The 22831-nt window shown below is 74.1% G+C and carries 18 protein-coding genes and 1 tRNA gene; 6 read left to right on the forward strand and 13 right to left on the reverse strand.

Annotated elements, in window-relative coordinates; translation table 11 throughout:
- Nucleotides 1-54: 54 nt before the first annotated feature.
- A complete protein-coding gene (locus CCE02nite_RS07355) occupies nt 55-852 on the reverse strand; it encodes a hypothetical protein (protein WP_255318703.1) in 798 nt (265 codons plus the stop codon).
- A 175-nt stretch (nt 853-1027) separates the two neighbouring features.
- On the opposite strand from CCE02nite_RS07355, the gene CCE02nite_RS07360 reads away from it, so the two are divergent.
- Entirely contained in the window at nt 1028-5944 is a 4917-nt protein-coding gene (locus tag CCE02nite_RS07360; RefSeq protein ID WP_141389018.1) for a sigma-70 family RNA polymerase sigma factor, read from the forward strand.
- Nucleotides 5945-5993: 49 nt separating this feature from the next.
- On the opposite strand, the gene CCE02nite_RS07365 is transcribed toward CCE02nite_RS07360, so the two are convergent.
- The 3 genes from CCE02nite_RS07365 to upp form a co-directional block, all read right to left on the reverse strand.
- Nucleotides 5994-6716: an SDR family oxidoreductase gene (locus tag CCE02nite_RS07365; RefSeq protein WP_141389019.1), complete on the reverse strand. Its 723-nt coding sequence runs from the start codon at nt 6714-6716 to the stop codon at nt 5994-5996.
- A 150-nt stretch (nt 6717-6866) separates the two neighbouring features.
- Entirely contained in the window at nt 6867-7550 is a 684-nt protein-coding gene (locus CCE02nite_RS07370) for a winged helix-turn-helix domain-containing protein (protein ID WP_141389020.1), read from the reverse strand.
- Between the two features lie 328 nt (nt 7551-7878).
- Nucleotides 7879-8514, reverse strand: coding sequence for a uracil phosphoribosyltransferase (upp, locus tag CCE02nite_RS07375; protein ID WP_047232332.1), 636 nt, complete (start codon nt 8512-8514; stop codon nt 7879-7881).
- Between the two features lie 397 nt (nt 8515-8911).
- Between upp and CCE02nite_RS07380 the strand changes: the two genes are divergently transcribed.
- Nucleotides 8912-9343 carry a nucleoside deaminase gene (locus tag CCE02nite_RS07380; RefSeq protein WP_141389139.1) on the forward strand — a complete coding sequence of 144 codons (432 nt, stop codon included), beginning with the start codon at nt 8912-8914 and terminating at the stop codon, nt 9341-9343.
- Between the two features lie 123 nt (nt 9344-9466).
- Here the strand turns inward: CCE02nite_RS07380 and CCE02nite_RS07385 are convergent, their stop codons facing one another.
- The 4 genes from CCE02nite_RS07385 to CCE02nite_RS07400 form a co-directional block, all read right to left on the reverse strand.
- Complete coding sequence (locus tag CCE02nite_RS07385; RefSeq protein WP_141389140.1) at nt 9467-10291, reverse strand: NAD-dependent protein deacetylase; 825 nt, start codon at nt 10289-10291, stop codon at nt 9467-9469.
- Between the two features lie 559 nt (nt 10292-10850).
- Entirely contained in the window at nt 10851-12887 is a 2037-nt protein-coding gene (locus CCE02nite_RS07390) for a carbohydrate-binding domain-containing protein (protein WP_141389021.1), read from the reverse strand.
- Nucleotides 12887-13765, reverse strand: a complete 879-nt coding sequence (locus CCE02nite_RS07395; RefSeq protein ID WP_174774899.1) for a polyphosphate polymerase domain-containing protein — start codon at nt 13763-13765, stop codon at nt 12887-12889. The genes CCE02nite_RS07390 and CCE02nite_RS07395 overlap by 1 nt, the downstream gene beginning before the upstream one ends.
- Nucleotides 13762-14484, reverse strand: coding sequence for a DUF4956 domain-containing protein (locus tag CCE02nite_RS07400; RefSeq protein ID WP_218027053.1), 723 nt, complete (start codon nt 14482-14484; stop codon nt 13762-13764). The genes CCE02nite_RS07395 and CCE02nite_RS07400 overlap by 4 nt, the downstream gene beginning before the upstream one ends.
- A gap of 232 nt (nt 14485-14716) precedes the next feature.
- Here CCE02nite_RS07400 and CCE02nite_RS07405 point away from each other — a divergent pair, with 232 nt between their 5' ends.
- The 3 genes from CCE02nite_RS07405 (at nt 14717) to CCE02nite_RS07415 (ending at nt 16874) form a co-directional block, all read left to right on the forward strand.
- Nucleotides 14717-15556: a siderophore-interacting protein gene (locus CCE02nite_RS07405; RefSeq protein WP_141389023.1), complete on the forward strand. Its 840-nt coding sequence runs from the start codon at nt 14717-14719 to the stop codon at nt 15554-15556.
- Between the two features lie 8 nt (nt 15557-15564).
- Nucleotides 15565-16584: an iron-siderophore ABC transporter substrate-binding protein gene (locus tag CCE02nite_RS07410; protein ID WP_141389024.1), complete on the forward strand. Its 1020-nt coding sequence runs from the start codon at nt 15565-15567 to the stop codon at nt 16582-16584.
- Between the two features lie 200 nt (nt 16585-16784).
- Nucleotides 16785-16874: transfer RNA gene (locus CCE02nite_RS07415), tRNA-Ser, on the forward strand.
- 66 nt (nt 16875-16940) lie between these two features.
- On the opposite strand, the gene CCE02nite_RS07420 is transcribed toward CCE02nite_RS07415, so the two are convergent.
- Genes CCE02nite_RS07420 through CCE02nite_RS07440 form a run of 5 tightly spaced genes read right to left on the reverse strand, consistent with a single transcriptional unit; the run spans nt 16941 to nt 21889 of the window.
- Nucleotides 16941-18155 (reverse strand): tyrosine-type recombinase/integrase, encoded by a 1215-nt coding sequence (locus CCE02nite_RS07420; protein ID WP_141389025.1) that lies wholly within the window; start codon nt 18153-18155, stop codon nt 16941-16943.
- 3 nt (nt 18156-18158) lie between these two features.
- Nucleotides 18159-18392, reverse strand: coding sequence for a helix-turn-helix transcriptional regulator (locus CCE02nite_RS07425; RefSeq protein WP_082379835.1), 234 nt, complete (start codon nt 18390-18392; stop codon nt 18159-18161).
- Entirely contained in the window at nt 18389-19957 is a 1569-nt protein-coding gene (locus tag CCE02nite_RS07430; RefSeq protein WP_141389026.1) for a replication initiator, read from the reverse strand. The genes CCE02nite_RS07425 and CCE02nite_RS07430 overlap by 4 nt, the downstream gene beginning before the upstream one ends.
- The gene (locus CCE02nite_RS07435; RefSeq protein WP_218027055.1) at nt 19950-21461 is read right to left on the reverse strand and encodes an FtsK/SpoIIIE domain-containing protein; all 1512 of its coding nucleotides are present in this window, start codon (nt 21459-21461) and stop codon (nt 19950-19952) included. The genes CCE02nite_RS07430 and CCE02nite_RS07435 overlap by 8 nt, the downstream gene beginning before the upstream one ends.
- Nucleotides 21458-21889: a plasmid replication, integration and excision activator gene (locus CCE02nite_RS07440; protein WP_141389027.1), complete on the reverse strand. Its 432-nt coding sequence runs from the start codon at nt 21887-21889 to the stop codon at nt 21458-21460. Before CCE02nite_RS07440 ends, CCE02nite_RS07435 begins: the two co-directional genes overlap by 4 nt.
- A gap of 167 nt (nt 21890-22056) precedes the next feature.
- Between CCE02nite_RS07440 and CCE02nite_RS07445 the strand changes: the two genes are divergently transcribed.
- Entirely contained in the window at nt 22057-22824 is a 768-nt protein-coding gene (locus tag CCE02nite_RS07445; protein ID WP_141389028.1) for a GntR family transcriptional regulator, read from the forward strand.
- Nucleotides 22825-22831: the final 7 nt, after the last annotated feature.

Here is a 22831-nt window from a genome sequence, read left to right on the forward strand (position 1 = left end):
GACACGCCCCGGACCACGCGCTCGCCCGCGTGGCCGGGGCGTCGTCGTGGGCGGTCAGCGCTGGAGCGCGTCGAGGAGCTGGACGGCGGCCGAGTGGGTGCGGGGGAGCGGTTCGAGCCAGACGCGCGGCGGTCGGCGCAGGATCGCCGTGACCCCCAGCGCGAGGCCCGTGCGCTCGATGTTGTGGCGGAGCACGGTGCGCAGCGTGTCGTCGTCGGCGCCGCGTTCCCCGAGCACGACGAAGAGCCCGTTGCCGAGGGAGGCCATGGGATGGCCGTCACCGAAGGTGTGCGTGAGCGCGCGGCCCATCGCCGCCGACCGGGCGAAGCGCTGCCACCCGGTCAGGTGGTCGAGCGCGACGTCCACGACGAGCAGACCGTGCGACGCCGCGGCGTCGACCCCCGCGCGCTGTGCGACGCCGTACGTCTCCCGGAGCCGATGGACCAGGTACTGGGAGGTCGCGAGACCGGACTCGGGGTCCATGACCTCGGGCGTCACGGGAGTCGCCTCGTAGCCGTCGGACCACCCGACCGCGACCGCGCGGAGCAGCTCGGTCCCGGGCTCGCGGTCGTGCGCCCGGTACAGGCACACCACGTCGTCGATGGCCTCGCCGATCCCGACGCCCGCCTCGGCCCGCACGCGGCCGAGCCGCTCGGCGGCCGGTGTCCCGTCCCGCTCCTCGCACAGCGCCTCGACGATGGCGTCGACGGCAGGGTGGTACCAGTCGCCCGGTCGCAGCCAGACGCTCTCGGCGCTCGCGCGACGCCAGCGCTCGCGCACGGCGTCGCGAGCGGGCACGGTGTACCCGTGGAGGTGGTCCATGTAGATGAGACGGGCGAGCGGGCGATCCATGACGCGGATCGACGAGGAAGTTTCCGGGACGCAGAGTCCGGGGTGAAATCGGGCGAACGGGGACGACTCCGGCCGTTACCGTTCCGTCGTCGGAAGCCCTCTGCCCTGAAGTTGGACGGACGTCTACTATGGCCGCTGTACGCCTCGGAGCGGGGCGGTCTCCGGGGCGGGTGACATGACGCAGGCGCAGGAACGGGTGTGGAGCGAGGCGTTCAGCGACGCCGAGCTCATCACGGCCGTGCGCGAGGGCGACACGAGCGCCTACGGCGCGCTGTACGAGCGCCACGCCGCCGCGGCCCGCACGGTCGCGCGGCAGTACGTCCGGTCCACGGCCGACGCCGACGACGTCGTCTCCGACGCGTTCGCCCGCACGCTGTCCGTGCTCCAGGGCGGAGGCGGGCCCGACGTCACCTTCCGCGCCTATCTCTTCACGGTCGTCCGGCGCCTCTCCTACGACCTCGTCAACGGCGCCCGACGCACCCAGCCGACCGACGACGAGCGCACGTTCGAGTCCGCGTTCGGACCCATGGCGTCCACGGAGGACCCGACGCTCGAAGGGTTCGAGCGCTCGACGGTGACGCGCGCCTACCAGGACCTCCCCGAGCGGTGGCGCGCCGTGCTCTGGTACACGGAGGTCGAGAACCTCTCGCCGGCGGACATCGCGCCCATCCTCGGTCTCACCGCGAACGGCGTCTCCGCGCTCGCCTACCGGGCGCGCGAGGGGCTGCGCCAGGCGTACCTCCAGCAGCACCTGACGTCCGTCCCCGCCGAGGAGTGCCGCACGGTCAACGCGCTCCTCGGCTCGTACGTGCGCGGCGGGCTCGCCAAGCGCGAGACGGCGCGCGTGGAGTCCCACCTCGAGGGCTGCGGCGAGTGTCGCGCGCTCGTGCTCGAGCTGGGCGACGTGTCGCACGGCATGCGCGCCGTCATCGCCCCGCTGGTCCTCGGTGTCGCCGCGCTCGGCCTCGTCGGGACGGCCCTCCCGACGTTCGGCGGCGCGGCCGTCGCCGGCGGTGTCGGCGCCGCCCTCCAGGGTTCGTCGAGCGGAGGAGGATCGGCGGGCGGGTCCGGTGCGGCGGGTGGCTCCGGCGGTGCCGGGGCCGGCGGGGGTGCGGGCGCCGGTGCTGCCGGGACGAGCACGGCCGGGACCGGTGCCGTGGGCGGCGCGGGAGCTGCCGCGGGCGCGGCGGGTGGTTCCGGCGGTGCTGTCGGGGCCGGCGCGGCGTCCGTCGGCGGCGCAGCGGCCGCGGCCGGCGGTGCGGCGGCCGGCGGCGGCGCGCTCGCCGCGGCCGGTGCCGGCGGCCTCGTCGCCCTCGTCACGTCGGCGCCGCTCGCGGCGGCAGCCGTCACGGTCGGCGTGCTGGCGGTCGCCGGGCTCGGCGTCGCGGGTGCCCTCGGGGCGTTCTCGCCGGACCCCGCGCCCACCCCGACCGCGCAGACCTCACCGTCGCCGTCCGAGTCCCCGACGCCGTCCACGGGGACCACGACGACGCCGGACCCGACCACCGACCCGACGTCGCCCACGAACATCCCGCCCGCCCCGACCGACGAGACCGCCGCCGGGACGGGAGACACGACCGGGACCGGCGGCGGGTCGCCCACGGACGGCACCACGCCCGTCGGGTCGACGCCGGGCGGTCCCACCGACCCGGGCACCGGCACGCCGACGCCCACCGACCCGGGGACCGGGACGCCCGGGCCGACGGACCCGGGAACCCCCGAGCCCGCCCCGGCGGCCCTGGACCTCGCGCTCGGGGCGGACGTCGTCCTCGTCGCCCGACAGCCCGCCGACGTCCGCATGACGGTCTCGAACTCCGGAGGACGCGCGGCGCAGAACGTCGCCGTCGAGGTCGACCTACCACCGGGCGTCGAGACCGTCAGCTCGGCCCTCGTCCCCCGGGGTACCTCGGTCGTGCCGGCGCTCCGGACGGCGGCGCTGCCCTGCGGGTCGACGGCCGTCGACGGCACGCTCACGTGCGCCATCGGCGCGCTCGCGCCCGGAGAGGTCCGGGACCTGGTCGTCACGGTCACGGCCCGGGGCGGTGGCGCCTACGAGTTCCCCGCGCGCGTGACGGCGGACGGGCTACCGACGGTCAGGACCAGCCTGAAGCCGCCGCCGCTCGAGTACGTCGGCACGGAGGTCCGGCTGGACGAGGAGCGTGTCTCGGTACCGGCGAACCCGGGGGTCACGCCGCTCACGCTGACGGCGACCAACACGGGCGACCGGGCTGCCCGGGGCGTGAGCTTCACGGTTCCGCGGTTGCCGGAGGGCTTGTCCGTCCGCCCGGCGAGCGACGCGTGGACGTGCACCACCCAGGACTGGTCCCGCTCGCTGACGTGCGAGCGCGACGTCCCCCTGCCGGAACCCACGCGCGGTGCGGGAGCGGGCCCCGAGGTGAGCCTCGACCTCGAGCTCAGGGCGGACGGGAGCTACGTGCCGTCCGCGCGGCAGGAGGCGGACGGGTCGATCCGTGTGGAGGCCGCCTCGTTCCCCGTGCAGGTGCGCGCCGGCAGCGCGAGCGCGGGCGTCACCGCGGAGCGGACGATGAGCGCTGCCGTGCCGCTCGCGTGGCTCGGCGCCGAGGACGTCCGCGTCCGTGCGGAGAACGTCGGCGGGGAGGTGCGGTACGTCGCGGACGTCGTGAACACGACCGGGGCCCCGGTCACGGTCGGCGTCGTCGTCCCGGGCACCCCTGCCTGGTCGGACGCCGAGGTGCCGGGGCGCACGAGCGTGGACGAGAAGGCCGGGCTGACGGTCGACGTGAACGCGGCCGCCGTCCCCGAGAGCATGATCGTCCTCACCCAGGAACGGCTCCTCGCCGGCGACCCGGTTCCCGCCCGGCCCGCGAGCGACCTCGCTCTCACGCTCGCGCCGCAAGCGATCGCGCCCGCCGTTCCGGCGCCGTCGGTCGGGCAGTGCGTGTTCGACCCCGCGACGGACACGTCGTCCGCGCCCGTGAGCCTGACCTACGACAACTCGGCGTCGACCCTTCCGGTCGCGTTCTCCGTCGACGGCCGCCCGGACCTGACGGCGACGGTCGCGGGCGGGGCCACGCAGGTCGTGGACCTGCCGCGCGCCGGGGCGCAGGCCGCCGCCTACACGGTCCGCGCCGACGGCCGCGATCTGGGCGCACGTGCGGTGGGCGCCGTCGACTGCTTCCGGTGGTCGGTGACGGGCAGCGCGACGACGCGCTGGTCCGCGGAGACCCGGTCGGTCGTCGTGCAGGGTGAGTTCCGCAACGGCCACGCGACGACGGCGCTTCGCGTGACCATGGACGGCGACGAGCTCGGTGCGACCAAGGCCGTGGACGTCGCCCCGGGCGAGAGCGTGGCGGTCTCGCTCGACACGGGATCGCGCGACGTCGCGGCCGGTGAGGTCGTCTTCCACGCGACGCGGCTCGACGGTTCCGGGCGGTCGCACTCCGTGACCGCCTCGTACGACGCGGTCCGGCACGCGCCCGCCGTCGGCTCGCCGGTCGTCGGGAAGTGCGTGCTCGACCCGAGGACCGAGCTGTCCTCCGCGACCGTCTCGCTGCGGTACGACAACACGCGCTCGACCGTCCCGGTCGTCTTCTCGGTCGAGGGGCGCAAGGACCTGACCCGGACCGTCGACGGCGGCGCGGCCGTGACCGTCGACGTGCCCGGAGGCGTGGGCCGGGAGCCGCTGCCGCTCGCGGTGCTCGCCGACGGCTCGCCGCTCGCGAGCCATGGTGTCGATCCCGTCGACTGCTTCGACTGGAAGAGTGTCGATCGCGCGGCCGATGCGGAGACGTCCTGGGTGGTGGCTCCCGGGACGGGCGTCGGCACGTCCGTCGTGACCGGCACGTTCCACAACCCGTACGCCGCGACCGCGCTCCGTGTCGGGATGTCGACGCCGCACGGCGACGCCCCGCCGGTCGAGGTCGCGCCGGGAGCCGTGGCGACCTTCACCGTGGACGCGAGGGCGCTGTCCGTCCCCGCCGGCACGGCGACGTTCACGGTCGAGCGCGCGGCGCCGTCGGGTCCGGACCGGGAGACGGTCGAGGCCCGGTACCGCGCCCTCGAGTACAGCCCCGAGTGGGCCCGGTCCGCGACGGTCGACGCGCGCTGGCAGGACGGCTCGGTCAAGCTCGTCGGCACGCTGACCAACGACTCGCCCGAGACGGTCGACGTGGTCATGTCGGCCGCGGACCACGGCGACGCGGGGACCGCGCAGCAGGTCGCGCCCGGTGCGACCGCGACGTTCACCGTGGACACGCGCGCGCTCGACGTGAAGCCCGGCTCCGTGACCTTCCGCCAGTCGCGCACCGTGCTCGGCACGACCTTCACGGACGCACGCCTCACGGAGAGGTACCAGGGCGACCGCTACGAGCCGGACTGGTCGGCCGTCCCGACCGTGTCCGCGCAGTGCTCCGCCGGGACGGGTGGGGTCGTGCTCACCGTCGGTCTGCGCAACGACTCGGCCGAGGCGATGCACGTCGTCGCTCGCACGCCGTTCGGCGACCGCGACCTGGGCGACGTCGCCCCCGGGGCGAGCGCGAGCGGTGACGTCGCGGCGGGCGCGCTCGCCGTCAAGGCCGGGAAGGTCGAGCTCGAGCTGTCGCGCACGGTGCTCGGGGTGTCGTTCACCGAGACGCTCTCGGAGCACTTCGACGCGGTCGACTGCGCCGTCGAGCAGCCGAGGGCGAGCCTCGTCCTCGGCGACCCGTACTACGACGCGGCGCGCGGCCACTCGTACCGCGCCGTGTCGGTCCTGCTCGACAACTCCGGCTCGAACGTCCAGGTGACGTTCCGCGTCACGGGCCAGGCCAAGGGCGAGTGGACCGTCGCGGCCGGGGAGCGGCGCACCGAGAGCCTGGGCGAGGCGCCCTGGTCCGGGGCGTCCTACGTCGTCCACGCGGGCCGGTCGACCGAACAGCTCACGGTCGACGACTTCACCGCGGCGCCCGCGTGCTACCCGGAGTGGGAGGCAGGCGTCTGGTACGACCACGACGCCGAGGTCTCCTACCGGGGCTGGAACTACACGGCGCGCAACGCCAGCATCCTCGTGCGGCCCGACCGCGATCCGCTGGGGCTGTTCTGGCAGCGCGGTGCGCGCTGCGGCGAGGGCTGAGGGGCGTCGTCGCGCCGGACGGCCACGCGGCTGCGGTGAGGCGGCCCGCCTAGGGCAGGACGTCCGCGAGCGCGTCCTCGACGGGCCGGTCGCCTCCGACGAGGTCGAGCACCAGACCGGCCGACTGCGGTTCGTGGAGGACGGCGGCGAGCACGAGCGCGACGTCGTCGCGCGTCACGTCCGACCTCTCGCCCACGGCGGTTCCGGGCTTGCGTCGCTTGCCGCGGGGCTTGTCGCCGTCCCCGACGGGTGCGAGCGCGACGAGGCCGACGCCCGGGTCGTCGGTGAGGTGCCCGGGGCGCACGATGGTCCACGCGAGGTCGGTCCGCGCGCGCAGGTCGTCCTCGGCCGCCGCCTTGGCGCGCAGGTAGGCCCAGAACACGTCGTCGACGTCGTCGGGCCGTTCGTCGGCGCGCGCCGCCTCGACGCCGCGGGAGGAGAGGAGGACGTAGCGTCCGACGCCCGCGCGCTCGGCGGCGTCGGCGAGCAGGGCCGCTCCCGCGCGGTCGACCGTGTCCTTGCGCGGTGCCCCGCTCCCGGGACCGGCGCCGGCCGCGAACACGACGGCGTCCACACCCTCCAGCTCGAACGACACCGCGACGGCGTCGTCCTTCTCGAGGTCGATGAGCGCGACGTGCGCGCCGAGCTCGGTGAGGTCCGTGATCTGCGCGGCGGACCGCACGAAGGCGACGACGTCGTCTCCGCGCTCCACCAGGGTTCGGGCCAGGCGACGGCCGACCTGGCCGTGACCTCCCGCGATGACTGTGCGCATGGGCCGAACGTATCGCCGTGCGGGCGTCCGCGCCCGGCGAGCGTGGTGACCGTGGTCGCCCTGTCGGCGTGACGACGGGCGGGGTTGCGCTGCCGGGCGCGCGGTCCCCCACGTACCCCCACGTCGACCGCGGCCCGGCAGCGCTGGTCCTCAGGCGGCGTCCCCCGTGCCGCCGAGGACGACGGGGGTCTGCGGGTCGAACCGGTAGCCGAGCCCGCGGACCGTGGTGATGACGTGCTCCAGCCCGAGCTTCTCGCGCAGGCGGCGCACGTGGACGTCGATGGTGCGGCTGCCCGTGGCGACCTCGTGGTCGGCCCACACGGTCTCGAGCAGCTCGGCCCGGGTCACGACGCGGTGCGCCGTGCGGGCGAGGTAGGAGAGGAGCTCGAGCTCCCGGAGCGTCAGGCGCGCGGACCGTCCCTCGACCGTGACGGTGCGGGCCGCGGGGTCGATGACGACGCGCGGCACGGGCGACAGCGTCGCGAGCCGCTCGCGGAACGCCGCGATGTCCTGCACGGGCGACGACGTCGCGGTCGTGGGCTCGGCGAGCGCGAGGGCGGTGTACGTCTCGGCGCTCGGCAACCAGTCGCGGGCGAGCTCGCCCAGGGCCTCGGCGAGCTCGACGAGCTGCGCCTGCGGCTGCTCGCCCGGCGCCGCGTCCACGCCGACGTAGAGCACGAAGCCGGGGTTGCGGCGGGGCGCGGCGTCCGGTGCGGCCGGGCGGGCCGGCGCGACCGTGGCGTGCGGCGCGGCGGGGCGCTGCGGGGCGAGGGCCCGGGGTGCGGCGGTGCGCGTCGATGTGCGGCGGGCGGGGCGGGTAGCGGTGAGCGTCATGGGTGGCTCCGGGTGCGTCGGGCCGACGGCGTCGCCGGGGAACCGGCGGGTCGGCAGGGGTCGAGGGCTGAACCGAGGTGCGGGAGAGGGTTCAGGCCTGACAACAGACGCACATGACCGCGCCCGGGAGCGCGCCGGACGGCGCGCTGGCGGGACGGGTCGAGGTGCTCACGGGAGCGAGCATGGCAGCGCACCGCGCGGCACGCCAAGGGGAGCGCGGGAACTTCTCAGCATGCGGACCAGCCGAGTCTCGCTTTCCGGGCTCGGGTGCCGACGGCGACCGGCGCGGCCGGGGTCGGCCACGCGTGTCCGCGCAGGTGGGAGGCTGTCAGACGACGCCGTAGAGACGGTCCCCGGCGTCGCCGAGGCCCGGGACGATGTACGCCTTCTCGTTGAGGCGCTCGTCGACCGCGGCGACCACGAGCTGGACGTCCACGCGGTCGCCGACCGCGTTCTCCAGCACCTGGATCCCCTCAGGAGCCGCGAGCAGGCAGACCGCCGTGACGTCGCGCGCACCGCGCGCGAACACGTAGTCGATCGCGGCGACGAGCGTGCCGCCCGTGGCGAGCATCGGGTCCAGGAGGAACACGTGCCGACCCGTCAGGTCGTCGGGGAGGCGGTTCGCGTAGGTGACCGCCTCGAGCGTCTCCTCGTCGCGCTGCATGCCGAGGAACCCGACCTCCGCCGTCGGCAGGAGGCGCGTCATGCCCTCGAGCATCCCCAGGCCCGCGCGCAGGATGGGGACGACGAGGGGACGGGGCTCCGCGAGGCGCACGCCGACCGTCGTCGTCACCGGCGTCTCGATCTCGTGCGGCTCGACCCGCACGTCGCGCGTGGCCTCGTAGGCGAGCAGCGTGACCAGCTCGTCGACGAGGAGCCGGAACGTCGGGGACGCCGTCTCCTTGTTCCGCAGGACGGTCAGCTTGTGGGCCACGAGCGGGTGGTCGGCGACGTGCAGGCGCATGGCGACAACGGTATCCGACCGTGGGCCCTCCCGTACCGCCCGGTAACCGGCCGCCGTCCGCGAGTTGTCAGCGCCACACCGGTCTATAGCCTGGTGAGGCGCTGACGGCTCTCCGCACCACCGAGCGGTCGGCACCTCGTCGCGGCATGGCGCGACGTGCCGCTGACACCTCGGAGGTCCCGTGCCCGACGACGTCGCTCGCCCCGGCGACCCCGCCCACCCGGGCGAGGGGCCGGCGTCGGGCAGGGTGGGGCCCGCGTCGGGTACCGGGGGGCCCGCGGCGGGCACGACGGCGGGAGAGGGCACCCCCGAGCCGCGGGGGCTCGACCTGCCGTGGGCGGACGGGACGTTCCCGCCGGGGACGGTCGCGAGGCGCCACCAGGTCTGGGACGCGCTCATGGGCCTCGCGCTGCACGAGGCGACCCACGCGCTCGCGAGCGCCGACGTGCCGGTGGGTGCGCTCGTCGTCGGGCCGGACGGGCGGCTCCTGGGCGTGGGCCGCAACCGGCGCGAGGAGACCGGCGACCCGACCGCGCACGCCGAGGTGCTCGCCCTGCGCCAGGCCGCCGCGACGCTCGGGGAGTGGCGGCTCGAGGGCTGCACGCTCGTCGTCACGCTCGAACCCTGCGTGATGTGCGCCGGGGCGCTCGTGCTCGCGCGCGTCGCGCGGCTCGTGCTCGGCGCGTGGGACCCCAAGGCGGGCGCGACCGGCTCGGTGTGGGACCTCGTGCGCGACCAGCGCGCCAACCACGCGGTCGAGGTGATCGGCGGCGTCCGCGAGGACGAGTGCGCCCACCTCCTGCGCGCCTTCTTCACGACCCGACGCTGACCGCCACCCGCACTGACCGCCACCCCGCCAACCGCCACCCCGCCGAACACGACATGAGGGCCGTTATCGAGCGGATAACGACCCTCATGTCGTGCTCGACGCGGGCTCTTGTCGTTCTCGGCGTCAGTGCGGGAGCGAGTCCGCGAGCGTCGTGAGGGTCTCGGTGGTGCCGGCGTCGACCTTGAGCGTCGCGAGCGGGTCGCCGCGCGTCCAGCCGCGGTTGACGATGACGACCGGCTTGCCGGCCTTCGCCGCGTGCCGCACGAACCGCAGCCCGCTCATCACCGTCAGCGACGAACCCGCCACGAGGAGAGCGTCGCCCTCGTCGACCATCGCGTACGCCCGGTCGACCCGCTCGCGCGGCACGTTCTCGCCGAAGTACACGATCTCCGGCTTGAGCACCCCGCCGCAGAACTCGCACGGCGCCGGTCGGAAGTGCGACGTCTGCTCGATCACCGCGTCCGCGTCCGGGGCGATCTCGACGTCCGCGACGTCGCCGATGCTCTCGATGAAACCCGGGTTCAACGCCGTGAGCCGGTCCGCGAGGTGCTCGCGCGAGATGACGCGCCCGCACTGGAGACAGATCACCCGGTCGTAGCGGCCGTGCAGGTCGATCACGTTCCGGCTGCCCGCGTCCTCGTGGAGCAGGTCCACGTTCTGCGTGATGAGCCCGACGAGAATGCCCGCGTCCTCGAGCCGCGCCAGCGCGCGGTGGCCCGCGTTCGGCTGCGTGCGGTGCACGTGCTGCCACCCGACGTGGTTGCGCGCCCAGTAGTGGCGCCGGAACGCCTCGTCCTGCACGAACTGCTGGTACGTCATCGGGTTGCGCGGCGGCGAGTCCGGGCCGCGGTAGTCCGGGATGCCCGAGTCCGTGGACAGGCCAGCACCCGTCAGCGCCGTGACCCGCAGCCCGCGCAGCAGCCGCACGGCGTCCTCCGCCGTCCCCAGCGGCGGCTCCGGCTCCGTGCCCGACGGCGGCGGCTGGCTCGGACGCCACGCGAGCCGCGAGGTCAGGGTCGGGACGGTCGACGGCGGCAGGTCCGCGGAGGACGTGGCCACGTGCGCGGGGGAGGCGGTCGAGGGATCGGTCGAGCGCGGGGGAGTCGGGTTGGTGGGCACGCCTCCCACGGTACGACGGCGCGAGGTAGAGCCGTGGTCGCGCGAGGTAGAGCCGTGGTCGCGCGAGGTAGAGCCGTGGTTGCGCGAGGTAGAGCCGTGGTTCTTGGGTTCGACGGCGTGTGGTGGGCCTGGGTGGTCGGGGTGGGTGGTGGTGCCGCGTCTACCATCCGCCGCTCATTCCTCGCGGCTCCCGCCAGGCCCGCCACGACGCGGCACCACCACCCACCCCGCCCGGCGTCGTCTCGCCCTGGTCCGTCCTCACCATGGGCGACCACCCGCGCCGCGGACCCGACCACGCGGGCCTGAAGGACGACCACGGCGGGCGGCGTTCTGCCCGACGGCCTGCCGTGGCCACCGGGCAGGACGGTCGGGTCGGTACGGCGTCGGGTCAGGACTCGGTGGTGCCGTCCTGGGTGCCCGGGCGACCCCCGCTGGGGCGGGCGGCCATGCCGCCGCCGGTCCACTCGCCCGCGACGGCGGTCGCCGAGCCGGCGGGGGTGGTCACCGTGTAGGTGTCGCCGGTCGTCACGTCGGGCGAGGAGACGACGACGTTCGCGGTCTCCTTGGTGGCCGTGTGCTCCGTGAGGACGGTGCCGTCGGCGGTCGTGACGGTGACGGTGTCGCCGGCGCTCGCGGACACGTCCGCCGCGAGCCAGCCCTGCGCCGAGTCGGTCGACGGCACGACGACCATGCCCGCGCTGCCCGCCGCGAGGAGCGACCCGCCGCTGATCGTGAACGTGCCGTTGACGTCCAGCGCGCCGTTGCCGTCGTTCGTCGGACCCTGGACCACGATCTCGCCGCCCGTGACGGTGAGCGAGCCGTTCGAGTCGATCCCGTCGCCGCCGGCGTCGACGGTGAGGGTGCCGCCGGAGATCGTCAGGGTCGAGCCGTCGTCGGTGTCCATCCCGCCACCCATGCCGCCGCCCGCGTCACCGGGGCCGCCCGGGGGCATCTCCGTGCCGTCGGGGAGCTCGCCGCCCTGCGGGGGCTCCGGCATCTGGCCGTCGGCCGGCATCTCCGGCGGGGTGCCGCCGGCCGCGGCGCCGTCCGGAGGCTCGGGCATCGTGCCGTCCGCGGACGCGCCGGGCGCGGTCCCGTCGGGCACCGGGCCGGCCGCGGCGTCACCGCCCGTCGAGCCGTCGGCACTCGTCGCGCCGTCGGTCCCGTTCGCCGAGTCGTCGGTGGTCGAGCCGACGGTCGCGTTGAGGCCGTCGTCGCTCGCCGTGACGTCGAGGTCGCCGCCGGAGATCGTGATGGCTGCGCCCTCGATGCCCTCGACGGACGTCGTGACGGTGAGGTCGCCGCCCGAGACGGTGACGTCGCCGTCGGCGTGCACACCGTCGTCGCCGGACGACAGCTCGACCGTCCCGCCCGAGACGGACACGGCGCCGTTCGAGTGCAGCGCGTCGTCGGCGGCGTCGACCGTGACCGTCGCGTCGTCGCCGAGCACGACGCCCACGTCGCCCTTGAGGCCCTTCGCGGAGGCGTCCTCGGCGACGGTCGCGCCGACACCGCCCGCGGCGGCCACGGACAGGCTCCCGCCGGAGACGACGACGTCGGTCACGGCCTGCACGCCGTCGTCGCCCGACGCGACGGTGATCGTCCCGCCGCGCACGTCGACGAACCCGAGGGTCTCGTCGCCGTCCTCGGTCGACGTGAGACCGTCCTTCGCGGCGGTGACGTCGAGCGTGCCGCCCGTGACGACGAGGTAGTCCTTGCCGCGGATCCCGTCGTCGCCCGCGTCGACGGTGAGGTCCCCTCCCGCGACGACGAGCCCGTCCTTGGAGACGATGCCGTCGTTCGCGTGCGACGTGACGCTGAGCGCGCCGTCGCCGCCGATCACGAGGTCGGCTGTCGAGAACAGCGCGCCGTCGGGCTCGCCGTCAGCGTCCTGGCCGGAGGACGTCTCGGCGTCGGTGAGGCTGTTGGTCGACCCGTCCGCGAGGACCACGGCGACCTTCTCCGCGTCCTGCACGGTCACGGCGGCGTTGGTCGTGGACGTGATGTCGGCGCCGTCGAGCACGAGCTGGACCAGCCCGTCCTCGGCGGTGTCGACGACGACCTGCCCCTCCTGCGTGCCGCTCAGCACGTACGTGCCGGGGGCGGTGATGGTGACGATCGAGCCGTCGACGGTCACGCCGTCGCCGTCCGCCGTCGCGGTGTCGCCGTCGAGCGCGACGGCCACCGCGGACGACTCGTCGTACGCGAGGTCGGCGTCGTCCACCGTCACCTCGGCGTTGTCCGCGCGGGCCTCGTCGGGAGTCAGTCCGGCGACGGCGTCGGACACGGCGCTCGCGGTGGTCGTCGCGTTCGTGTCGGTCGAGGCGGTGTCGGTGGTCGCGGTGCTCCCCAGCACGGAACAGCTCGCGAGGACGGCGGCCGCCGCGGCGGCGGTGAGCGTGGTCAGGGGTCGGCGGATGTGCATCAGAGGCTCCTGTCGTCGTGCCCGGGGGTGCGGGCGGGAGGGGTCGTGGTCCCGACGGGCGCGGCCGCGCCGGGGGAGAGGTGGCGGCGGATCACGCGCCGCCACGGGCCGTCGGGCAGGTCGGGGCGCAGGAGCGCCAGCCCGGTGCCGTACTTGGAGATCCGCTCGGGCCGGTGGCCGTGCCGCCACAGCAGGCGGTCGAGGTCCGACGGCGTCGAGCCGCCCTTGGTCTCGACGACCACCAGGTGCGGGACGGACCAGGTGAGCGGCGCGTGCGCGCCCGGCTGGTCGAGCTCCCACGTGAGGCTGGTGTCGACCGTGGCGCGCGCGGCGCCGTCGGCCCGGGGGAGGAGCAGGGTCGTGCGGTGGTACCGCGACACGAGGCCGGGGGCGAGCGCGTGCTCCGGGACGCCGTCGATGCCCTCGGCCGCGAGGGTCCGGCCGACGAACGTGCGGCCCGCACCGAGCGCCGTCGGGCACTCGTCGTGCGCGACACGCTGCTTGAGCGTCGTGCCGCGCGCGGCGCGGGTCTTGACCTCGAGGAAGCTCGTGCCCGAGTCCAGGTAGGTGCGCGTGCGGACCTTGAACCGCCGACGGCGTCGCGTCGCCGTGAGCCGGAACGACACGAGGTCGGGGGTGTCGAAGTACACCGACTCGTACGCCGAGCTGCGCGCGCCGTCGACCTCGAGGACGCGGGCGGCGGTCGTGCGGGCGAGGGCGTCGAGCACCGTGACCGCGTCGTGGACAGGGAGGACGTACTTGCGGTCGACCCGGGTGAGCAGCGCCGCCGCGTCCACGAGCTCGTCCAGGCCGACGCCGTCGAGCGGGTAGAGGACGGTGCGCACCCGGTCGTCGGCCGTCACGGTCCGGGAGCTCATGCGCGCACCTCGGCCCGATCGGGCCGGGGCGCCGTCGCCGACGTCCCGCCCGCCGACGTCGCCCGCGCGGCCGGCGCGAAGGGCGCGGTCTCGCGCGGTGCCGGGGACGCGGCGTCGGGCACGGGGAGGAGCGACGGCGACGCCGGCGCGGGGGCCGGCGTCGTGCGAGGGCGAGCGCGGGGCGCGGTGTAGCGGACGTCCACCCACGTGGTGTCGTTGACGAGGTCGAGGCGCTGGACGCTCACGCCGCGGACCTCCGCGCCGAGGAGCTCCGTCAGGTAGCGGGTGAGCTCGGCGCGGTCGGTGAGGGCACGGTCGACGACGACGCTCTGGCTCTGCGCCCGGCGCAGGACGCGCGGGTGGTCGACGACGGCCATCACGCCGACGACGAGCGCCATGCCCGCGAGGGAGAGCCAGCCGGTCGTCGCGCCGAGGCCGCCGAGGAGTCCGAGCGCGAGGGCCGCGAAGTAGTACGCGACCTCGGTCTGCGACAGCTCGGTCGAGCGGAGCCGGATGATCGACAGGACGCCGAAGAGCCCGAGCCCCAGCCCGGCGCCGACGCTGCTCGTCGCGAGCGTCGCCGCGACCGCGAGCACCCCCACGTTGACGCCGAGGTAGGCGACGACGAGGTCGCGGCGCCGGTGCCGGGGGAAGTAGAGGCCGAACGCGAGGACGGTGACCGCGACGAGGTCGACGAGGTACAGGACGGGCTGGGACACGAGGCCTCCGGGTGCCGGGGCGCTGGGCGCCGTGGTCGAGGACGTTCCCATTCCGCCGGGGGAGTCTGTGCGGTCGCTGTGGAGGGCACAGGGTGCGTGTATGAGTCGCGTTCAGCGGGGCGCCGGCCGGAGCTCACCGGCGTCGCGGCGCTCGCGGCCCCGTGACCAGGGTCACGGCCGCGCGTACAGACGGTGATGTTAGCCTCACCTAAGTCACCGACGAGAGGTTGTCATGTCGACCACCACCGCGCCCGCCCCGCGGCGCGCCCGCCCCCAGACGGTCCTCGAGGTACTCGAGACAGCGTGGCTCTCCCCGCACCTCGTGCGGGTCGTGGCAGGGGGCGACGGGTTCGCCGCGTTCACCACGAACGAGCACAGCGACAAGTACGTCAAGATCATCTTCGCCAAGCCCGAGCTCGGCCTCGAGCCGCCCTACGACCTTGCGGCGCTGCGCGAGACGCTTGCGCCCGAGGACCTGCCGGTCACCCGCACGTACACCGTGCGCTGGGTCGACGAGGCGGCGCAGCGGCTCGCGATCGACTTCGTCGTGCACGGCGACGAGGGCCTCGCCGGGCCGTGGGCCGCGCGCGCGAAGCCCGGCGACCGCCTCGTCTTCTCCGGCCCCGGCGGCGGGTACCTGCCCGACCCGGCCGCCGACTGGCACCTGCTCGCGGGCGACGACTCCGCGCTCCCCGCGATCGCCGCCGCGCTCGAGGCCATGCCGCGCGACGCCGTCGGGCACGCCGTGCTGGAGGTCGGCACCGAGGCGGACCGCCTCCCGCTCGAGGTGCCCGCCGGCGTCGAGGTCACCTGGGTGCTGCGCGGCGACGCGCCCGCCGGGACGACGACGCTCCTGCCCGACGCCGTCGCCGACCTCGCGTGGCGCGAGGGTCGCGTGCACGTGTTCGCGCACGGCGAGCGCGAGGCCATGAAGGCCCTGCGCCGCGTGTTCGCGGAGCGCGGCGTCCCGCGCGCCGACCTGTCGCTGTCCGGCTACTGGGCCTACGGCCGCGCGGAGGACCGCTTCCAGGCGGAGAAGCGCGAGCCCGTCGGCCAGATCTTCGAGGACTGAGGAGTCCCATGCACCGCACCACCACGTTCCGCCGCGCCCTCGCGGCGACGTCCGCGCTCGCCGTCCTCGCGCTCGCCGCGTGCTCGTCCGGGGACGACTCGGGTGACGACGCTGCGCCGTCGGGAAGCCCGAGCGCCGACGGCGCCGCGGACACCTTCCCCGTGACGATCCCCACCGCGTTCGGGGACGTCGAGATCCCCGAGGAGCCGGAGCGCGTCGTCGCCCTCGGCTGGGGCGACGCCGAGACGGCGCTCGCGCTCGGCGTCCAGCCTGTGGGGGCGAGCGACTGGCTCGCGTTCGGCGGCGACGGCGTCGGACCCTGGCTCGACGGCGCGTACGACGAGTCGTCCGAGATCATCGGCACGCTCGAGCCCTCGTACGAACAGATCGCCGTGCTCGACCCCGACGTCATCCTCGACGTGAAGTCGTCCGGCGACCCCGAGCGGTACGAGCGGCTCTCCGAGATCGCCCCGACCGTCGCGATCCCCGAGGGCGGCGAGGCCTACCTCACGCCCATGGAGGACCAGGTCGGCATGATCGCCGCCGCCCTCGGGCGCAGCGACGCCGGCGACGAGCTGCTCGCCGAGGTCGACGACGCGTTCGCCGCCGCGCGCGACGAGCACCCCGAGTTCGCCGGCAAGACCGCCGTCATCGGGTCGTACTGGGCCGAGGGCTTCGGTGCCTACGTCTCGACCTCCAGCCGCGGCGAGTTCATGCAGGGCCTCGGGTTCGACACCAAGCCCGAGATCGACGAGGCCGCGGGCGAGGAGTTCTCCGCCACCCTCGGCACCGAGAACGTCGGCCTGCTCGACGCCGACCTCACCGTCATCCAGCCCATCGGCTTCACCGCCGCCGACGTCGAGGCGCTCCCGATCTTCCAGACCGTGCCGTCCGTCGCCGACGGCCGCTACGTCGTGTTCGACGACAAGGACCTCTCCAACGCCTTCTCGCTCGGCACGCCCACGGCCGTGATCTACGCGATCGACAACGTCACCCCGCTGTTCGCCGAGGCGCTCGGCGGGAAGTGACGCCCGAGCCTTCCGGCGGAGTGCACGACGCCGGCGCGGTCCGGCGGCGGGCGCGGTCCGACGGCGCGGGGTGGGCCGGGTGGTCCGGCTCCGCGGGGCTCGGGCGGGGCGTGTGTGACCCGGCGCAGGAGCGGCTGACCGGCCGATTCGGTGTCCGGGGGTGTGACCAGGTATCCTTCCTGGGCCGGGTATCCCGGCGAGGTAGCGTGTCCGAGCGGCCTAAGGAGCACGCCTCGAAAGCGTGTGTGGGTGAAAGTCCACCGTGGGTTCAAATCCCACCGCTACCGCCACCCGAAGGGCCCCACCCGCAGAATCCTGCGGCTGTGGGGCCCTTCGTCGTACCCGGCCCTCCGTCTTCACTCCGTTTTGCCCTGCGGGCTGTCGACCGCGGCCTGCTGGACGAGCTGGTCGATGACGACCCGCAGGTCCGGGGCGACGTGGGTGCGCTTCACGTAGTGCCGGACGGTCGTGCCCTCGTCGGCGTGACCGAGCAGCGCCGTCGCGTTGCCGATCGTCGTCGAGTTCGCGACCTGCGTCGCCACGGTCCGGCGGAAGTCGTGCGGGGTGACCGTCGTGCCGATGGCGGCCTGTGCCTCCCGGAGCTGGTCGCGCACCCGGCTGGGGGAGCGAGGCGTAGCCCGCGTGGACGGGAACACCAGGTCGTCCGGCCCGCCGTCCAGGCCGAGGTCCAGCGCCTCGCGGATCGCGGTGACGACGAACGCGGGGAGCGTGATCGTGCGCCGCGACGAGTCGGACTTCGGCTTGGGCTGCCGCACGAGCCGGCCCTCGGCCCGGACGACGGTCCCGGTCACGGTGAGCGTCGGAACCTCGGCATTGAGGTCGACGTCCTCCTCTCGAAGCGCCAGGCACTCACCGATCCGCAGCCCGGTGCCGAGCATCGTGTCGACGATCTGCGGCAGGAGCGTGACGTTGCGACGACCGCGCGCGAGGGCGGGGCGGTCCTCCCACTCGCGCACGGCCTTGCGCAGCAGCGCGATGTCCTCGAGCCCGAGCGTGCGCACCTCAGCCCGGCGCGGCTTGCGCACGGTCACCGCATCCCGGACCGGGTTGAACGGCGCCGCGCCGTAGCGGACGCACAGCATCATGACCTGGGACATGACGTTGCGAGCCTGCCGTGCGGTGTCGAACTTCTGCGCCGTGCTCAGCGCCATGAGCACCCGGTTCACCGCCACGGGCGTGACCTCTCGGACCCGCAGCAGTCCGAACGCGGGCCGCAGGTCTCGTTCGAGAACGCCGCGGTACGTCTCCAGCGACTGCGACGTGATCTGCCCCTCGACGCGCTTCTCCGCGATCCAGTGGTCGAACACGACGCCCATGCGGGTCGCCGAGGTGATCGCCGCCGTTCCGGGGACGGTGGCCTCGCTGCTCGCACGGTGCAGCTTGTCCTCCAGGGCCCGTTGCGCCGCCGCACCCGACGGTCCCCGCGACTCGTACTTGTGCAGCACGCCCGCAAAGTCGCGGTATTGCGCCTGCGCCCGCCACACGCCGGGGGAGATCTCCTTGCGGCTGATCCGGCCCCAGCGGCCGGGCTCGATGGGCTTGCGTGCCATGCCTCAGCCCGCCGTGCCGGAGTCGGTGACGCGGTCGAGCCACTGCTCGACGTCGGCCGGCCGGTACCGGAGTCGCGCGCCGACCCGCACGACCTTGGGACCGCCGCCGCGGCTGGACCACGCGTACACGCAGTGCAGGCTCACGCCGAGGTACTCGGCCAGTTCCTCGGGCGTCATGAGCCGCGGCCTGCCGCTCGGCCTGTCCATCGTCGGGGTGTTGGTGGTGGTGCTCGTCATCGTGCTGCCTCCCTGCTTCCGTTCCGAACCGATGCCGTCGTGTGCGCCTTCCACTGCGCGTACTCGCGGGCGCGTGCTGCGGCAGCATCGGCCAGGGCCTTGTCGCCCGGGTTGGTCCACCCGGAGCCCTCGTAGATCCAGGAACCGACGACGAGGGTCGTCTCGTCGTCCTCGGCGAGCAGGCGCGCTTCGAGGTCGGCGACGTCCATCGGCGTCCCGTCGCGCTCGGCGTCGGCCTTGAGCCGCTGGAACCTCATGCGGGCCCGGCGCAACCGTCCGAGCGGGATCGAGTAGCGCCGCGACTTGCTCGAGAAGTGCCCGCGGAAGCCGAGCATGTGCGCCCACTTCGCGAGCAGCCGGTACGGGCTGTCCGCGCACTGTCCGCAGACGCAGCCCTCGTCGTCCTCCGGGTCGGGCCCGGCGAGACCACGGCACGCGGTGCGGGCGCGCTCGGCGAGCCACCGGCACGTGCGGACCATGCGCTGGTGGTGCGGGCGCGGTGTGGCGAGGTCGGTGCCGGTGCCCTTGGTCGAGTACTTCGCGAGGTAGCCGGCCACCTGCTCGGGACGCAGGTCGTCGGAGCCGTCGTCGTTCTCCGGTACGCCAGTGCGCACGCACCGCACGTCGAGCTGCGTACCGAAGCGCAGCACGCGCGGGACGTCCGCACCGTCCACCGGAGGAGCCGTGACGACCACCGCTCGAGCGGCAGCCCGCGCCGCGTGCGCGAGGGTCGACCCGTCGAGGAGAGCGGGGCTGCCCGGGCCGTCGGGACCGTCGAGCCGGATGAGGGCGTGGAAGTGCACGAGGCCGCGAACCTGGTACTCGGCGACCTTCGCGAACTGCACCGAGGCCACCGTCCCGAGCGTCGATTCGCGGACGCCCAGAGCCTCGGCGACCTGGCGACGCAGCGCGATCGTGAAGCGCCGCCACAGCTCCGGGGCGTGCCACTGCCACAAGACGGCCGAGTGCCAGTCGTAGCAGGCATCGCACAGCGGCGACCCGACGACAGGGTCGGTGTCGGCGTGCTGCGCGGTGCACCCGCGCGGACGCCCGTGCGGGCACGTCCCGGTGCCCTGCGGTCGGCAGCGCGCGTACCTTCCGTGCTTGGCCCGGGTGCCGTGGACGTGACCGAACGACGGTGCGGTCAGCGTCGCGAAGACGAGCGGGTTGTCCGCGACGGTCGCCGGGACGGTTTTACCGCCCAAGAGGCCCGCTCGGATCATCTCGAACGTGTCGCGCGCGTAGACGCGAGAGCAGGCCGGGCAGACGGACTCGCGCCGGTTGCCGCACGCCCGGTACAGCACGCCGAGCGGCGCGTCGTCGGAGCTGAACTGCGACAGCACCTCGCCCGTGGCAGCGTCGACGGTGGTCGAGGACCCTCGCAGCCGGATCGGGTGCGAGCAGAAGCCCGTGCGGGCGGCGGCGTCCGAGAACGCGGCAGCGGTGCGTTCGCGCAGCCGTACGACGATCCCAGCGACCGCCGCCGGGGTGAGGTTCCCGAGGTCGAGCGGGGCGTCCAGCCCGAACCCCGGGAACCCACCCTGCGCGGGAGCGACGTCAGTCATCCGACGCCTCAGCGGCGGACGTCGTGCGGGTCGCCGTCTCGCGCGGCTTGCGAGGAGACCGCGGCTTGCGCGGTGCACGCGGGACCCGCTGCTCCTCGGCTGGGACCCGCGTGGGCGTGGTCGCCTTGTCGTCAGCATTGGGAGTCGGCGGGCCGACGAAGAGCGGCGGCGGCACGTACCGGTCAGGCGCCGGGTACGTCTCGGCGACCATCCGGATGAACGTGTCCTCCCAGAAGTCCGCTCGCACTCGCTCCACGTTCCCGTCGTCCGCGACCACGTAGCCCGTGCCGGGGAGGGCCGGGCTGATCTGGTGTGCGGGTGCGACGTCGGCCATGCCCTCGCCGAGCACCATCGCCGTCTCGGACGCCGACCGCAGCCGCAGCGCGACGGTCTGCGTGAACAGGCCACGCATCGCCACAGTCTCCTTGCGCGGGTCCTGCACGAACGCGACGACGAGCACGCCGAGCGCCCGGCCCTGCGTGAGAACGCGCCGCAGTAGGTCCGATGCCTCGCTCTGCACCTGCTTGGACGCGTACGCGGTGAGGACGGCGAGCTCGTCGATGAGGAGCACGTGCACCGGGTCCCCCGGCGTCGGCACAAAGTCCCGCGTCCGCCCGTACATGGCGCGCTGCCGCTGGTCGACGACGGCGAGCAGGTCACGTAGCGCATCCACGGCTTGGTGCTCGTCCGTGCTGACCCGGTAGAAGAGCCGGTCACCCATGCCGATCTCGATGCCGCCCTTGAGGTCGATGCCCCAGAGCCGCACGAGGCCCGCCTGCACGGCCGGGGCGAGGTTCCCTGCGATGCCCCAGAAGATGGACCCCTTGCCGGAGCCGGAGCAGCCGACGACGAGCGTCTGCAGCCCGCGCAGCGTGAGTCGCCACCGGTTGCCGTCCTGGATGCGGCCGAGCTGCACCCCGGTCGGGTCGACGTCGTTCGGGATCGTCGCGTAGAGCGGCTGGTCGAGGAGGTCGGCCATCGTCAGCACGATGTCGAGCACCCCGGGCCGCACGCGACGGCTCGTCGACGCCTCGGCGCCCATGATCGTGCCGACCGCCTCGACGGCACCGCGCAGGTCGTCGAGCGTCTGACCCGAACGGGCGCGCACACGGATCGTCAGCGTGTTGTCGCGTGCCCGGACGTGGAGCAGCCGCGGAACGGTCCGGTTCTCCCGGACAACCCGGTCGGCGAGCCCGCAGGACTCCGCCATCGACGGCCACTGCCGACGCACGAACCGCCGCCACCGATGACGACGCAGCGGACCGCCGAGCAAAGGCTCGTACGTCATCGGGCTGAACACCGCCCAGAACGCGCGGACCAGGTTCCACGCTGGGACAGACCAGTAGAGCGCCGCCGACAGCACCCCGTAGCCGAGGAGACCGACCACGCCGCCCACGAACAGCGCCGCCGCGATCCACCGCCACGCCCGAACGGTCCACCGCAGCGCGAGCCACAGAGCCGACAGGACGCGGCGGACGCCCTGCCAGAGTCGCGCGGTGATCACGCCGCCGCCTTCGGGCCGGCCTTCGCCGCGTCACGGGCCTGACCGGGCGCGACGAGCTCAGTCGCCCGGAACGACCAGGCGATGCGCGGGCGCATCCCGTTGTCGTCGACGTAGGGGAGGGCCGTCAGCCCCACGAACTCGACGGGCGTCCACGGGAACCCGGACTTGTTCTCCGGCGGGACCGGCTGGTACTTCGCGGCGAACTTCACCGTCACGCCGATCTCCTTGCGGCCGGCGTCCTCGTCACCGTCGATGACGACGCACTGCCACAGCGGCAGGCCCGTCTCCTTGTCGTGCTGCTGCGGGCGCGTCCCGTCCGGTCGCTGCGCCGCGTTGAAGTCCGCCACGGGCTCTACCTCCCCGCGCAGGAACGCGCCCTTCGGGAACGCCACCGAGTGCTCGATCTCGAACCGCTGCTTCATCGCCATGTTGGTAGCTCCTTCGCCATGTGCCCGGCTGGACCGGGCTGACCACTCTGGGATAGAGGTGGTTCTAACAAGAACGTAGCAGACATGAGCAGATAGAACCACCCCTAACCCCCCAAAGTCGTTGACGGAGCTGTTAGCACTACCCTTAAGCGCAAGGAGGTGAGGTTGTGGCACACGGCTACCGGGAGCTCGCGGGCATCCTGAGGGAGGGCATCCAGCGCGGTGACTACCCGCCGGGCTCAACGCTGCCCAAGCAGGCAGACCTCGCCCGGGACTACGCGGTCAACATCAAGACCGTCCGCAACGCTGTAGCGCTTCTGGAGTCCGAAGGCCTCGTCACGCCCGTGCGTCGGCGTGGAACCGTCGTCCGGTCACGTCCTCCGATGCGTCGCCTCGGTGTGGAGCGCTACGCGAAGAGCAACTGGAAGTTCGGAGACCGTGTCGCGTTCATCGCTGACCGGGACGCCAACGGGCAGACGTGGGACCGTAACGACCAGACGCAGACGGTCGAGAGGATCGCGGCGCCGGCGCACGTTGCCGAGGCGCTCCAACTTGATCCCGGGTCCGACGTTTACGCTCGCGCGCGCGTCGTGCGCCACGAGGGCCACCCCACGCATACGCTCACGAGCTACTACCGAGCAGAAGACGTGGAGGGCACGCCGCTGGTCGACCCGGCACCGGGACCGGCCGGACGCGGGGGAGGGTTTGCCGTCCTCACTCTCCAAGGACTTGAGCCCGACCAGATCACCGAAACTCTGACGGCGCGCATGCCCACGCCGGACGAGTCGGCCCAGCTCAAGTTGCCAGTCGGCGAGCCCGTCATGGTGCTTCACCGCACCACGCGGTCTAAGGAGGGGCGGGTCGTCGAGTACGCCGAAGGTGTTCACGCGGCCTCGAGGTTCGCCTGGACCTACACCTTCACGATGCCAGACTGACGAGAGG

Source organism: Cellulosimicrobium cellulans (assembly GCF_006539945.1).
GTDB classification, from domain to species: Bacteria; Actinomycetota; Actinomycetes; order Actinomycetales; family Cellulomonadaceae; genus Cellulosimicrobium; species Cellulosimicrobium cellulans.